General features: G+C 72.4%; 13 protein-coding genes. 3 read left to right on the top strand and 10 right to left on the bottom strand.

All coding sequences use genetic code 11. From position 1 onward, the window contains the following. Window positions 1–31 precede the first annotated feature (31 nt). Window positions 32–1,126, bottom strand: coding sequence for a redox-regulated ATPase YchF (ychF, locus tag EKO23_RS03145; RefSeq protein WP_134713978.1), 1,095 nt, complete (start codon window positions 1,124–1,126; stop codon window positions 32–34). 116 nt (window positions 1,127–1,242) lie between these two features. Between ychF and EKO23_RS03140 the strand changes: the two genes are divergently transcribed. The 3 genes from EKO23_RS03140 to EKO23_RS03130 all read left to right on the top strand — a co-directional run bounded on the left by EKO23_RS03140 (window position 1,243) and on the right by EKO23_RS03130 (window position 3,554). Next, window positions 1,243–1,557 carry an SCO4225 family membrane protein gene (locus EKO23_RS03140; protein WP_134713976.1) on the top strand — a complete coding sequence of 105 codons (315 nt, stop codon included), beginning with the start codon at window positions 1,243–1,245 and terminating at the stop codon, window positions 1,555–1,557. Window positions 1,558–1,613: 56 nt separating this feature from the next. Then, window positions 1,614–2,840 (top strand): cysteine desulfurase-like protein, encoded by a 1,227-nt coding sequence (locus EKO23_RS03135; RefSeq protein ID WP_134713974.1) that lies wholly within the window; start codon window positions 1,614–1,616, stop codon window positions 2,838–2,840. Between the two features lie 81 nt (window positions 2,841–2,921). Beyond that, window positions 2,922–3,554: a hemerythrin domain-containing protein gene (locus EKO23_RS03130; RefSeq protein WP_134713972.1), complete on the top strand. Its 633-nt coding sequence runs from the start codon at window positions 2,922–2,924 to the stop codon at window positions 3,552–3,554. Between the two features lie 205 nt (window positions 3,555–3,759). Here EKO23_RS03130 and EKO23_RS03125 read toward each other — a convergent pair whose 3' ends face one another. The 9 genes from EKO23_RS03125 to EKO23_RS03085 all read right to left on the bottom strand — a co-directional run bounded on the left by EKO23_RS03125 (window position 3,760) and on the right by EKO23_RS03085 (window position 13,793). Beyond that, window positions 3,760–4,578 (bottom strand): M57 family metalloprotease, encoded by an 819-nt coding sequence (locus tag EKO23_RS03125; protein WP_134713970.1) that lies wholly within the window; start codon window positions 4,576–4,578, stop codon window positions 3,760–3,762. 86 nt (window positions 4,579–4,664) lie between these two features. After that, window positions 4,665–5,708, bottom strand: a complete 1,044-nt coding sequence (locus tag EKO23_RS03120) for a beta propeller repeat protein (RefSeq protein ID WP_134713968.1) — start codon at window positions 5,706–5,708, stop codon at window positions 4,665–4,667. 173 nt (window positions 5,709–5,881) lie between these two features. Next, complete coding sequence (locus EKO23_RS03115; protein ID WP_134713966.1) at window positions 5,882–6,478, bottom strand: LutC/YkgG family protein; 597 nt, start codon at window positions 6,476–6,478, stop codon at window positions 5,882–5,884. Beyond that, window positions 6,475–8,037, bottom strand: coding sequence for a lactate utilization protein B (locus tag EKO23_RS03110; RefSeq protein ID WP_134713964.1), 1,563 nt, complete (start codon window positions 8,035–8,037; stop codon window positions 6,475–6,477). The genes EKO23_RS03115 and EKO23_RS03110 overlap by 4 nt, the downstream gene beginning before the upstream one ends. After that, on the bottom strand, window positions 8,034–8,756 hold the full coding sequence (locus tag EKO23_RS03105) for a (Fe-S)-binding protein (RefSeq protein ID WP_134714198.1): 723 nt from the start codon (window positions 8,754–8,756) through the stop codon (window positions 8,034–8,036). The genes EKO23_RS03110 and EKO23_RS03105 overlap by 4 nt, the downstream gene beginning before the upstream one ends. Before the next feature lie 11 nt (window positions 8,757–8,767). Then, window positions 8,768–10,195, bottom strand: a complete 1,428-nt coding sequence (locus EKO23_RS03100; RefSeq protein ID WP_134713962.1) for a rhamnulokinase — start codon at window positions 10,193–10,195, stop codon at window positions 8,768–8,770. Window positions 10,196–10,199: 4 nt separating this feature from the next. Continuing rightward, window positions 10,200–12,257, bottom strand: coding sequence for a bifunctional aldolase/short-chain dehydrogenase (locus EKO23_RS03095; RefSeq protein ID WP_134713960.1), 2,058 nt, complete (start codon window positions 12,255–12,257; stop codon window positions 10,200–10,202). Between the two features lie 5 nt (window positions 12,258–12,262). Then, window positions 12,263–13,426: an L-rhamnose isomerase gene (gene rhaI / locus EKO23_RS03090; RefSeq protein WP_134713958.1), complete on the bottom strand. Its 1,164-nt coding sequence runs from the start codon at window positions 13,424–13,426 to the stop codon at window positions 12,263–12,265. Window positions 13,427–13,433: 7 nt separating this feature from the next. After that, entirely contained in the window at window positions 13,434–13,793 is a 360-nt protein-coding gene (locus EKO23_RS03085) for an L-rhamnose mutarotase (protein ID WP_134713956.1), read from the bottom strand. Between the last annotated feature and the right edge of the window lie 128 nt (window positions 13,794–13,921).

Here is a 13,921-nt window from a genome sequence, read left to right as displayed (position 1 = left end):
ACATGCCGCGTTGCGAGCGTCTTGAAGTGCGTCAGGACTTGGATCGAGATGTTGCGCCATGACGGAACTCGACCACGTCGCCGTCCTGCATGACGTAGTCCTTGCCCTCCATGCGGACCTTGCCGGCCTCCCGCGCCTTCTGCATCGAGCCGAGCCCGACGAGCTCGTCGTACGACACGACCTCGGCCTTGATGAAGCCGCGCTGGAAGTCGGTGTGGATGACGCCGGCCGCCTCGGGTGCGGTCGCGCCCTTGGGGATGGTCCAGGCGCGGGTCTCCTTGGGACCGGCGGTGAGGTAGGTCTGCAGGCCGAGGGTGTCGAAACCGACCCGGGCGAGCACGTCGAGGCCGGGCTCGTCGACGCCCATCTCGGCGAGCATCGCCCGTGCCTCGTCGTCGTCACCGAGCTCGACCAGCTCGGCCTCGAACTTCGCGTCGAGGAAGATCGCCTCGGCCGGCGCGACAAGGTCGCGCATCTTCGCCTTGAGGTCCTCGTCGCCGAGCTCGTCGGCGTCGCAGTTGAAGACGTAGATGTAGGGCTTCGCGGTCAGCAGGGACAGCTCCCGGATCAGGAAGCGGTCGATCGTCGTCGCGATGATCGGCGTACCGGCCTCCAGCGCCGCCTGTGCCTCCTTCGCCGCCTCGAGGTTCGCGACCAGGTCCTTCTTGCCGCGCGCCTCCTTCTCCAGCCGCGGGACCGCCTTCTCGACGGTCTGGAGGTCGGCCAGGATCATCTCGGTCTGGATCGTCGAGATGTCGCTGGCGGGGTTGACCTCACCGTCGACGTGCGTGACGTCCTCGTCCCGGAACACGCGCGTCACCTGGCAGATCGCCGCCGACTCGCGGATGTGGGACAGGAACTTGTTGCCCAGGCCCTCCCCCTCGGACGCACCGCGCACGATGCCCGCGATGTCGACGAACTCCACGGTCGCCGGCAGGATCCGGGCGCTGCCGAAGATCTCGGAGAGCCGCGCGAGCCGGCCGTCGGGCACGCCGACCACGCCGACGTTGGGCTCGATCGTCGCGAACGGGTAGTTCGCCGCCAGGACGTCGTTCTTGGTCAGTGCGTTGAAGAGCGTCGACTTGCCTGCGTTGGGGAGGCCGACGATGCCGATGGTGAGTGCCACGGGCCGCGAGTCTACGGCGCGTGGCAGCGCCCGCCGAATCCGTCGAGGAGCGATCGACGGGGCCTGAGCAGGAAAGCTCAGGACGGGAGGGGGACGCGGCGCTCACCATGTGGAGCATGCGAGCGTTCTTCACACCCAGTGCCTACCGGAACGGAGTCGTGGCCGGCGTCCTGGCCGGCTTCTACCTGACGATGGCAGCGCTGGTGATCCTCGCGGCGGCCGCCGAGGAGTGGGGCGCCGGCGGGACGGACGGGGGCTTCCTGTGGGGGTTCGCGCTCCTGGTCACCCTGCCCGTGAGCATCGGCGTCATGGCCGCTACTCAGCCATCGAGACAGCCCACGGCGTCACCGTCGCAGACCAGGACGGAGGTGGGTGGACCCTCGCCGCCTTCCTCGCCTGCGCACTCGTCAACGCGTTCGTGCTCTGGGTGATCGTCCGCGGGCGCCGTGTCCGCGCGGAGGAGCCCGAAGCCGCCTAGGGTCAAGGCGTGACCGACACCTACCTCGACGCGACGTTCACCGACCGGGTCCGGACGCAGTTCCCGGCGCTCGACCTCGGCGTTGCCTACTTCGACGGACCCGGCGGCTCCCAGGTGCCGACCGCGGTCGCGGAGGCGGTGGCCGGGGCGATGACCGCGGGCGTCTCCAACCGCGGGACCGTGACCGACTCGGAGCAGCGGGCGGAGCGGATCGTGGCCGAGGCCCGGGCTGCGGTCGGCGACCTGCTGGGCAGCGACCCGGCCGGGGTGGTGTTCGGTCGCTCGATGACCCAGCTGACCTTCGACCTCGCCCGCACGCTCAGCGCCGCCTGGGGACCGGGCGACGAGGTCGTGGTCACCAGGCTCGACCACGACGCGAACATCCGGCCCTGGGTCACCTGGGCGGAGCGCGCCGGTGCCACGGTCCGATGGGTGGGCTTCGACCCGGCCACCGCCGAGCTCGACGACGTGGAGCCGCTGCTCACCGATCGCACCCGACTGGTCGCGGTCACGGGCGCGTCCAACCTCTTCGGCACCCGCCCGGACGTACGCCGGGTCGCCGACGCGGCACACCGGGTCGGGGCGCTGCTGCACGTCGACGCGGTGCACCTCACGCCGCACGCCCCGGTCGACCGCACCGCGCTGGGCGCGGACCTGCTGGTGTGCTCGCCGTACAAGTTCTTCGGGCCGCACCTCGGCGCGCTCGCCGCGGACCCCGCCCTCCTGGAGACCCTGCGGCCCGACAAGCTGCTGCCCTCGACCGACGACGTGCCCGAGCGGTTCGAGCTCGGCACCCTCCCCTACGAGCTGCTCGCGGGCGTCACCGCGACCGTCGACTTCATCGCCGGCCTCGCCCCGGGCGAGGCGACCGGCCGCAGTCGCCGCGAGCGGGTGGTCGCCAGCATGGCCGCGGTCGAGCACCAGGAGGACCTGCTGCTCGAGCGGCTGCTGGCCGGGCTCCGCGGCATCGACGGCGTCACCCTGCACGGCCGTCCCCGCCACCGCACCCCGACCCTGCTGTTCGGCGTCAGCGGCCACACCGGCCGCGCGGTCCACGAGGCGCTCGCGGCACGGGGGGTGAACGCGCCAGCCGGCAGCTTCTACGCCCTCGAGGCCTCACGGCACGCCGGCCTCGGCGACGACGGAGCGGTTCGCGCCGGCCTCGCGCCGTACACCTCGACCGACGACGTCGACCGGCTCCTCGCCGTGGTCCGGGAGCTCGCGACCGGCACCTGACCTCCGGTCGTCGACCCGAGGATGTGGGACCTGTGGTCGTGAAGGGATGTCCCGCGGGCGCTGCGTCCCTACGCTTCGTCCATGGCGGAGATGAGCATGAACAAGGCGATCCACGGCGCCGTACGCCGTGACCTGACGCGCTTCATCGGCGCGCTGGAGGCGTTCCCCGCGGGGAACAAGGCCCGGGCCGAGCAGCTGGCGACGGCGTGGGCGAACTTCCACTTCGAGCTGACCTACCACCACGAGGGCGAGCACGAGATCGCCTGGCCCGGGCTGATGGCGGTCGGCGTGAGCCCGGACCTGCTCGCCGAGCTGGACACCGAGCACGAGGCGATGGCCACGGCCCTGGCCGACGCCGGCGCGGCGATGACGAAGCTGCGGGCGACGGCGTCGAAGGAGGACGCCGCGGGTGCGCTGGCGGCGTTCCGCAGCCTGCAGGAGGTGACGATCGCGCACCTCGAGCACGAGGAAGCCGAGCTGGAGGACGTCTACCAGGCGAACCGGGAGGCCCCGGCGATCAAGGAGATGGGCCGCAAGTTCGGCAAGGTCTCCCCGGCCCGCGGCGGGCACTTCTTCGCCTGGGTGAGCGACGGCGCCGGACCCGGCGAGCTGGCCGCGATCAAGGGGAACGTGCCGGGGCCGGTGTACGCCGTGCTCACCACGGTCTTCGGACGTCGCTACCGCAAGGAGGTCGCCCCGGTCTGGCGGGCCTGACCGGGAGGGCCCGACCCGGGGACGGTGACCTGCGCCGCTGCGGCGCCGAGGATCGTGAGCCTGTTCATGGGACTGCCTTTCGTCGGATGTCCCGACGGTCCCCTCTTCCCGGGGCAGGTCACCAGTGGCCCATGCTCCTGGGACCCCGGTACGACGACGGGCCCCCGGGTGGTCCCGGGAGCCCGCCGTCACCTGCCGGGGGTCGTCAGCTGCCGTACAGCGCGCGCACGCCCTGCCCGTCGTACGAGCTGAACTGCAGGTTGCTGGAGCCGCCGTTGCACTGCGGGTAGTGCATGATCGACACCGAGTCGTACGGCGTCAGCGGACGCCAGTTGTTGTCCTCGAAGCAGGTGCCGGCCTCGGGCCGGGTGTGCTCGTGCCGGAAGCCCAGGGTGTGGCCGAGCTCGTGGCCGAGGATGTTGCCCGGGGTCCAGGAGCCGGAGTTCTGCAGCGACTTCGCGTTGACCAGGATGTTGCGGCTGCTCTTGGGGCTGCTGGGGAAGAACGCCCGGGCGATGTACTGCTGGGTGTTGGTCGGCTCGACCGAGAACAGCACCGAGCTGTTGCGGGTGGTGCAGCTGGCGTCCTGGGCGGGGACGTAGACGAAGTTCACCTTCGAGGACGCGTTCTCCCACAGCGAGGCGCCCTGGTTCATGGCGTTGACGACGGCCGCGTAGTTGGTGCCGAACTTGGTGCTCACGCAGTAGGTCAGGTTGAGCGCCTGGGAGGCGGACCACTTGTCGTCCTGGCCGTTGACCGTGTTGACGATGAGCCCGTCCTCCCGGATGGACTTCTGCTTCGTCGCGGTCATCCGGTCGTAGTACTGGCGCAGCTCGCCGGTGTTCGGCAGGGCCTCGTCACCGTTGACGATGTACTGCCCGTCGGTGTCGACGTAGGCCTGGTGGGTGTACTCCTGGAACGTCGGGACGTCCGAGTCGGCGGCTCCGGCGGAGGCCGCGCCGAGACAGGCGGCGACGAGGCCGGAGGCCGCGACGCCGACCTGGAGGAGGCGACTGCGCTTCATGGTGACTCCTTTGGTGGGGGGACGCACGGGCGGTCGGCCCGCGCGACGGACCGGCGGCGCGGTGGACGCGGCCGGGGATCGGGGGTTCAGCGGGCGAAGGTGGCGACGCGCCCGCCGGAGCCGGAGGCCCAGCAGCCGCCGTCGGGAGTGCACTGCACCGAGTCGAAGCCCGTGTCGCTGAACGTCGTCCACGTGCGGCCGCCGTCCCGCGTGATGTCGCTGCCGGTGGGGCCGACGGCGAGCGCGGTGCGCGGCGCGCCGTACACCCACTCCACGGCGGACCGGTAGCCGCCGGGGTCGCCGGCCGGCAGCCAGGTCTGGCCGTCGCGGGTGTACGCCGCCATGTCGGCGCCGACGGTCGGCGTACCGAGGTTGCCGCCGACGGCGAGTCCCTGGCGGGGGTTGCGGAACGCGAGGGAGAAGACGCCGCCGCCGTTCGCGGCGTCGGGCGGGATGGTGGTGTCGCTGACGGTCCAGGTGTGGCCGCGGTCGTGGGAGTGGAACACCCGGGACGCGGCGCCACCGGAGGCCAGCCACACGTCGCGACCACCGGCGGTGACCAGGCAGGTGCCGCTCGCGGCGAACCCGAACTCGCCGTCGACGGCCGGCGGCATCCCAGCCGGGTCGACGACCGACCACGAGGACCCGCCGTCGGTGGTCTCGATGATCCGGAACCTCCCGTCGACGGGGTCGCTCATCGCGAGGCCGCGCCGGCCGCCCGGGAAGAACGCCATGCAGTCGTAGAACGCGCGCGGGTCGTCGTTGACGAACGTGGTCTCCCAGGTGGCGCCACCGTCGGAGGTTCGCAGGATCCGGGAGTCCTCGCCCTCCCCGATCGCGAGGACCTGCGCGTGCCGGGCGTCGCGGGCCTCGACGTCACGCAGCAGCAGCCCCGCGGCGTCGGGCGGGCCGACGTCCTGCCAGGTGCTGCCACCGTCGGTGGTGCGCCAGACCCCGCCGGCGCTGCCGCTCACCCAGGCGGTGTCGCGGTCCACCGCGTCGAGGCCGCGCAGCCCCTGGGTGGTGCCGACGTCGACGCGGTGCCACGACGGGTCGGGCACCGGCGCGGCGTCCGCGGGCAGGGTCGCGCACACGACGACGGACAACAGGATCCCGGGCAGGAGACGCATTCCCCCACCCAACTCACCGCCACCCCCACCGACTAGAGGGTTTTCCCTTGCATCCCCACGCCGACCCGGCACATCTTGTGCCGGGTCACCACCCCGGGACCACGGTGAGTCGGCACATCTTGTGCCGGGTCACCACCCCGGGACCACGGTGAGTCGGCACATCTTGTGCCGGGTCAGCGGACGAGGAGGACGTGCAGGGTGCGCGGGCCGTGGACGCCCTCGACCCGGTCGAGCTCGATGTCGCTGGTGGCAGACGGGCCGCTGATCCAGGTGAGGGGCCGGGCGGGGTCGAGCAGTGCCACGGCATCGGGGACGTCGGCGACCACCTGGTCGCGGCGTACGACGCACACGTGCAGGTCCGGCACCAGGGAGATCGCCCGGCGGCCCTGGTCGTCGCCGTGGTCGAGCACGATGGTGCCGGTCTCGGCGATCCCGATCCGGGCCGCGGTCACCACGGCGTCGCAGGCGTCGAGGTCGGCGGCGGTGAGGCCGTCGTCGACCACCGCACCCGGCACGTCGATGCCGAGTCGGGCGGGCACCACCACCCGGGCACCCTCGGGGAGCGCGTCCCGCACCGCCTTCGCCAGCCCGCGGGCGGTGCAGGTCTTGACGACCGCACGGTAGTCGGCCACCCGCTCGAGGAACCGGTCCACCAGGTCGTCGCCGGCCGGCCGCCCGGCGGGCACCGGCACCTCCTCGGGGGCGACGGAGTCGTCGACGTTGGCCAGCGCCGCGCGGACCCGGGCCAGGATCTCCTCGCGCGCGCTCACGGCGTACCTCCGGACCGGCCGCCGGACGTGCCCCCTGATGTCCGGCGCCACCAGGCGCGGAAGGACTCGCGCGGCGGGGCGGGCAGGTCGCGGGCGCCGGTCCACGCCGCACCCGGGCCGGGCAGCCGGCCCGCGGCGGCCCGACCGCCGGGCAGCCGGGTCCGGCCGAACCGCTCGAGGACCCGGCCGGCCAGGCTGGAGGCCTTCTCGGCCCGCTCGAGGCGGCGGGCGTCGGAGAAGGTGTACGCCGCTCCCTTCATGGCGAGCGACTCCCCCGACGGCCGTCGGTCCCCGCGGTGCGCGTCCACGACCTGCGAGCGCAGGTGCACGAGCACCTCGGGGATGTCGATGCGCACCGGGCAGACCTCGAAGCAGGCACCGCACAGCGAGGAGGCGTAGGGCAGCGAGTCGGTCTGCGGGTCGTTGCCGACGCCCTTGAGCAGCGGGTTGAGGATCGCGCCGATCGGGCCGGGGTAGACCGAGCCGTAGGCGTGGCCGCCGGTGCGCTCGTAGACCGGGCACACGTTGAGGCAGGCCGAGCAGCGGATGCAGCGCAGGGCCTGGCGGCCGACCTGGTCGGCCAGCGCGTTGGTGCGGCCGTTGTCGAGCAGGACGACGTGCACCTCCCGGGGCCCGTCGCCGGGGGTCACCCCGGACCAGGTGGAGGTGTACGGGTTCATCCGCTCGCCGGTCGAGGAGCGCGGCAGCAGCCGGAGCATGGGGTCGAGGGACGCCCAGGTGGGCAGCACCTTCTCGATGCCGACCACGGAGACCAGCACCTCGGGCAGGGTCAGGCACATCCGGCCGTTGCCCTCGGACTCCACCACGACCAGGGTGCCGGTCTCGGCGACAGCGAAGTTGGCGCCGGAGACCGCGACCTTCGCCCGCAGGAACTTCTCGCGCAGGTGGGCGCGGGCGGCACCGGCCAGGGCGGCTGGGTCGTCGGTGAGGTCGTCGGGTGCGGGCCGACCGGCGGCCGCCATCCGGGTCCTGAAGATCTCGCGGATCTCGGCGCGGTTGCGGTGGATCGCCGGCACCAGGATGTGGCTGGGCAGGTCGTCGCCGAGCTGCACGATCAGCTCGGCCAGGTCGGTCTCCCAGGCGGCGATGCCCTCGGCCTCCAGCGCCTCGTTGAGCCCGATCTCCTGGGTGGCCATCGACTTGACCTTGACCACCTCGTCGGCGCCGTGCGAGCGGGCGACCTCGGCGACGATCGCGCACGCCTCGGCGGCGTCCCGCGCCCAGTGCACGGTGGCGCCGTTCGCGGTCAGCTGCTCCTCGAGCCGCAGCAGGTGGGTGTCGAGCGAGCGCAGGGTGGCGTCCTTGACCGCTGCGCCGGCCAGCCGCAGGTCCTCCCACTCGGGGAGCTCGGCGACCACGTTCGACCGCTTGGCCCGGATGGTGCCGGTGGCGTGGGAGAGGTTGTGCCGCAGCTGCGGGTCGAGGAGCGCCTCGCTCGCGGCCTCGGGGAACGCGGGCATGCCGACGAAGGTGCCGCTCGTCTTTTCGGGGTCCCCGCGTCGTTCGGAGCGCAGCGGAGAACGTCGTGGGGTGTTCATGGCGTGCCTTCCGTCGCGGCGAGGATCTCGGCGAGGTGCATGACCCGGACCCCGGAGCGCTGCCGCGAGAGCACGCCGCCGATGTGCATGAGGCACGAGTTGTCGCCGGCGACCAGCACCTCGGCGCCGGTCTCGCGGACGTGGCGGGCCTTGTCGGCGCCCATGGCGACCGAGGTGTCGGCGTTCTTCACTGCGAACGTGCCGCCGAAGCCGCAGCACTCGGTCGCGGCGGGCAGGTCGACCAGCCGGAGCCCGCGCACCGCCTCGAGCAGTCGGCGCGGCCGGTCGCCGACACCGAGCATGCGCAGCGAGTGGCAGGTCGGGTGGTAGGTCACCTGGTGCGGGAAGTAGGCGCCGACGTCGGTCAGCCCGAGCACGTCGACGAGGAACTCGCTGAGCTCGTGGACCTTCGGCGCGGTGTCCGCGACCGCCCGCTCGAGCCCGGGGTCGCCGGACCGGCGGGCCACGATCCCGTGCTGGTGCCGGGCGGACCCCGCGCACGAGCCGGACGGCGTCACGATCGCGTCGTACCCCGTGAACGCGTCGACGAAGGTGCGCACGACCGGAACCGCCTCGTCGAGGTAGCCGGTGTTCACCATCGGCTGGGCGCAGCAGGTCTGGGCCTCGGGGAACTCGACGTCCACGCCGAGCCGGCGCAGCAGCGTCACCACGGCCTGCCCGGTGCCCGGGAACATCGCGTCGTTGACGCAGGTGACCATGAGGGCGACCTTCACGGACTCACCCTCGCAGACCCCGGTCGTGGCGTGAACCGGCGCGGCTGGTGCGTGGTCGCGACCAGGCGCCGGAGCGCCTCCAGGTCGCCGGTCACGGCGCCCGCGGAGCGTCCCTGGACGAGCACGTTGCCCAGTGCCGTGGCCTCGACCGGCCCGGCCAGCACCGGCAGGCCGCACCGGTCCGCGGTGAGCTGGCAGAGCAGCGCGTTGAGCGCGCCACCGCCCACGACGTGCACGACGTCGACGGACCGTCCCGACAGCTCGGCGGCGCGGGCGACGCTGGTGGCGAAGGCCGCGGCAAGACTCTCGAGGATGCTCCGCACGGTGGCCGCCCGGTCTGCCGGCGGCAGTACGTCGTGCTCCGCGCACCAGGCCGCGATCCGGGCCGGCATGTCACCGGGCGGGAGGAACCGCGGGTCCTGCACGTCGAAGACCGGCACCGGCCCGGTGACGTCGGCGGCCTCGGCCAGCAGCGCTTCGAGGGACGGCGTGCCTCCGGCCCGCTCCCAGCCGCGGATGGTCTCGCTGAGCAACCACAGCCCCATCACGTTGGTGAGGAACCGGACCCGCCCGTCGACGCCGCCCTCGTTGGTGAAGTTGGCCTCGCGGGCGGCGTCGGTGAGCACCGGGCCGTCGAGCTCGACGCCGACCAGGCCCCACGTCCCGCACGAGATGTACGCCGCGCGGTCGCTGAAGAGCGGCACGCCGACCACCGCGGAGGCGGTGTCGTGGGTAGCCACGGCGTTGACCACCAGACGGGAGACGCCCAGCCGCGAAGCGATCTCGGGTCTCACCGGTCCGAGAGTCGCGCCCGCATCCACGAGCTCGCCGAAGAGCTCCTGCGGGAGACCCAGTCTGTCGATCAGGTCGCGATCCCATTGGCGGGTCCTGACGTCGAGCAACCCGGTGGTGGAGGCGTTCGTGCGCTCGTTCACGCCCACACCGGTCAGCCGCCACGCGACCAGGTCGGGGACCAGCAGCATCTGGTCCGCCTTCTCGACCAGCGGGTCGGCAGCCAGCTGGTAGACGGTGTTGAACGGCAGGAACTGCAGCCCGTTGCGGCCGTAGAGCTCCGCGTGCGGGACGGTCGCGTGCACCACCTCGACGCCGGCCGCGCGGGCCTCGTCGCGGTAGTGGAACGGCTGCCCGAGCAGCTCGCCGTGGCGCAGCAGCCCGTAGTCCACCGCCCACGAGTCCACCGCTGCCGAGGCCAGCGGGCCGGGGCTCGCGGCCGCGGCGGCGCGCAGCCCGTCCAGCGCGGCGGCGTACAGCGCCTCCAGGTCCCAGTGCAGCCCGTCGTCGGTGCGCACCGGGTCGTTGGGGAACCGGGCCACCTGCTGGAGCCGCAGCCGGTCCGGGCCGACCTCGCCGAGGACGACCCGGCCGCTGGACGCCCCGAGGTCGACCGCGGCCACGTGCACCACCGGGCTACCTCAGGAACGCGGCCGCCACCCCGGCGTCGACCGGGATGTGCAGGCCGGTGGTCTGGGTCAGGTCCGGACCGACGAGCGCGTACGCCGCGTTGGCGACGTGGTCGGGCAGCACCTCGCGCTTGAGCAGGGTGCGCTGGGCGTAGAACTTGCCGAGGTCCTTCTCCTCGACGCCGTACACCGCGGCCCGGTTGGCGCCCCAACCGCTGCTGAAGATGCCGGATCCCTGCACTACGCCGTCGGGGTTGATGCCGTTGACGCGGATGCCGTGCTCGCCGAGCTCGGCCGCCAGCAGCCGCACCTGGTGGGCCTGGTCCGCCTTGGTCGCCGAGTAGGCGATGTTGTTCGGGCCGGCGAAGACCGAGTTCTTGCTGGAGATGTAGACGATGTCGCCGCCCAGCCGCTGCTCGATCATCGCCTTCGCGGCGGTGCGGGAGACCAGGAACGAGCCCTTGGCCATCACGTTGTGCTGCAGGTCCCAGTCGGCGACGGTGGTCTCGAGCAGCGCCTTGGACAGCGAGAGCCCGGCGTTGTTGACGACCAGATCGAGGCCGCCGAACGCGAGCAGCGCCTCGTCGACCGCGGCCTGCACCTTCGCCTCGTCGGAGACGTCGACCTGCACGCCGACGGCGACGTCGGCCCCCTCGTCACCGGCGATCTCGGCGGCCGCGGCCTGTGCCTTCTCCAGCGAGAGGTCGGCGATGACCACGCAGGCGCCCTCGGCTGCGTACTTGGCGGCGATCGCCTTCCCGATGCCGGAGGCGGCGCCGGTGACCAGCGCGATCCGCGTGGCGAGCGGCTTGGGCTTCGGCATCCGCTGGAGCTTGGCCTCCTCCAGCGCCCAGTACTCGATCCGGAACTTCTCGGACTCGTCGATCGGGGCGTACGTCGAGAGCCCCTCGGCGCCGCGCATCACGTTGATCGCGTTGACGTAGAACTCACCGGCCACGCGGGCGGTCTGCTTGTCCTTGCCGAAGCTGAACATGCCGACCCCGGGCACCAGCACGATCAGCGGGTCGGCCCCGCGGATCGCCGGGCTGTCCGGGGTGGCGTGCCGGTCGTAGTAGGCCTGGTAGTCCTCGCGGTACGCCGTGTGCAGCTCGCGCAGCCGGGCGGCGGACTCCTCCACCGAGGCGGTGGCGGGCAGGTCCAGCACCAGCGGCTTGACCTTGGTGCGCAGGAAGTGGTCGGGGCAGGAGGTGCCGAGCCCGGCCAGCCGCGGGTGTTCCGCGGCGGCGAGGAAGTCGAGCACCTCGTCGGAGTCGGTGAAGTGGCCGACCATCGGCCTGTCCTGGCTGGCGATCGAGCGGATCGTCGGCACCAGCGCGGCCGCCTTCGCCCGGCGCTCGGCCTCCGGCAGCGCGGCGTACCCGCCGAGGGCGGGGCCGAACGGCTCGGGCCGCGAGTGCCCCTCGATGTACGTCGCCGCCGTCTGGATGATCCACAGCGAGCTGGCCTCGGCCTCCTCGGAGGTGTCGCCCCACGCGGTGATGCCGTGCCCGCCGAGGACGCAGCCGATGGCCTCGGGGTTCTTCGCCTTGATCTCCGCGATGTCCAGGCCGAGCTGGAAGCCGGGACGGCGCCACGGCACCCAGACGACCTTGCCGTCGAAGACCACCTCGGTCAGCTTCTCGCCGTCCGCGGCGGTCGCGATCGCGATGCCGGAGTCCGGGTGCAGGTGGTCGACGTGCGCGGCGTCGACCAGGCCGTGCATGGCGGTGTCGATCGACGGTGCGGCGCCGCCCTTGCCGTGCAGGCAGTAGTCGAAGGCCGCCACCATCTCGTCCTCGCGGTCCACGCCGGGGTAGACGTCGACCAGGGCGCGCATCCGGTCCAGCCGGAGCACCGCGAGGCCGGCCCCGGTGAGGGTGCCGAGGTCGCCGCCGGAGCCCTTCACCCAGACCAGCTCGACGTCCTCGCCGGTGACCGGGTCGCGCTCCACGCCCTTGGCGGAGGTGTTGCCCCCGGCGTAGTTGGTGTTGCGCGGGTCCGCGCCGAGCCGGTTCGACCGCTCGACCAGGGCCGCGACGGTGGGGTTGACGGTGGGGTTCGTCATGGGGGTCAGTTCCATCCTGCCTGGTTGCCGCCGACTCGGTCGGCCTCGATCTGCTGCTGGTAGCCGCTGGCGTCGTACGCCGCCATCGGGTCCGCCGGGAGGCCGCGCTCCTCGCGCCAGCCGGCCAGGTCGCGTCGTACGTCGGTGTAGAACGCGTCCATGAAGATCTCGTTCGCCGCCAGCACGTCGCCCGCGGTGCGCGCCTCGGCCAGGGCGTCGGTGTCGAGGAGCAGCGCCCGCGCGGTCATCTCCTGCACGTTGAGCACGGAGCGGATCTGACCGGGGATCTTGTGCTCGATGTTGTGGCACTGGTCGAGCATCAGCGCGACCTCGCTGCCCGGGCCGTAGCCACCACCGCGGATCACCTCGACGATGATCCGGAACAGCTGGAACGGGTCGGCCGCGCCGACGATCAGGTCGTCGTCGGCGTAGAACCGGCTGTTGAAGTCGAACGAGCCGAGCTTCCCGAGCCGGAGCAGCTGGGCGACGATGAACTCGATATTGGTCCCCGGCGCGTGGTGGCCGGTGTCGAGGCAGACCATCGCCTTCTCGCCGAGCGCGGCCACGTGGGCGTACGACGTGCCCCAGTCCGGGACGTCGGTGTGGTAGAACGCCGGCTCGAAGAACTTGTACTCGAGCACCAGCCGCTGGTCGTCACCGAGCTGGTCGTAGATCCGCTGCAGCGCCTCGGCCAGCCAGTCCTGGCGGGCGCGGATGTCTCCCTGGCCGGGGTAGTTGGTGCCGTCGGCGAGCCAGATCTTCAGGTCGCGGGAGCCGGTGGCGTTCATGACCTCGATGCAGTCGAGGTTGTGCTGCACGGCCTTCTCGCGCACCTTCGGGTCGGCGTGGGTGAGGCTGCCGAGCTTGTAGTCGTCGTCCTGGAAGGTGTTGGAGTTGATGGTGCCGAGCGCGACGCCCTGGTCCGCGGCGTACCGCCTGAGGGCGCCGAAGTCGTCGACCAGGTCCCACGGGATGTGCAGGGCCACGGTCGGGGCCAGCCCGGTGAACCGGTGCACCGTCGCGGCGTCGGCGATCTTCTCCTCGACGGTCCGCGGGGTGCCGGGCGTGCCGAACACCTTGAACCGGGTGCCGGAGTTCCCGTAGGCCCAGCTCGGCACCTCGATGGCGAGCGCCGCGAGGCGGTCGGTGATGTCTGCGAACGTCGTCATGTCTCTCTCACTTGCCTGTCGTCGTGCCGTCGAGGCGCCCGAGCTGGTCCTCGAGGTGGAAGACCTCCCGCAGCTGCACGAAGCCGGTGTCGGGGCGCGCGTCGCCGAGGTCCTCGAAGAGCTCCGCCATCTCGGCCTGCCAGCGGGCGTTGACGTCCGTGGCGGCCATGCCCGCGACCGCGTCCTCGATCGAGGGCGTCTCGACGTACCCGATGAGCAGGCCGTCGTCGCGGAGGAAGAGCGAGTAATTGTGCCAGCCGTGCTCGGCGAGGGACCGGAGCATGTCGGGCCACACGGCGGCGTGGCGCTCGACGTACTCCTCGATCCGGTCGGGCCGGACCTGGAGCTGGAAGCAGACGCGGTGCACGGCAGCCTCCTTCGGCTGGGTGGAACGGAGGGGTGGGCGGAGGTGGGGTCAGGAGCGGGTGGTGTGGGGTGCCGGCCGGCACAACCGGTGACCGGCCGGCACCCCGGACTGGGGACGACTCCCTGATC

Origin of the sequence: Nocardioides guangzhouensis (assembly GCF_004519545.1) — a bacterium.
Lineage (GTDB): Bacteria > Actinomycetota > Actinomycetes > Propionibacteriales > Nocardioidaceae > Nocardioides > Nocardioides guangzhouensis.
This window is presented reverse-complemented; position numbering and strand designations above follow the sequence as displayed.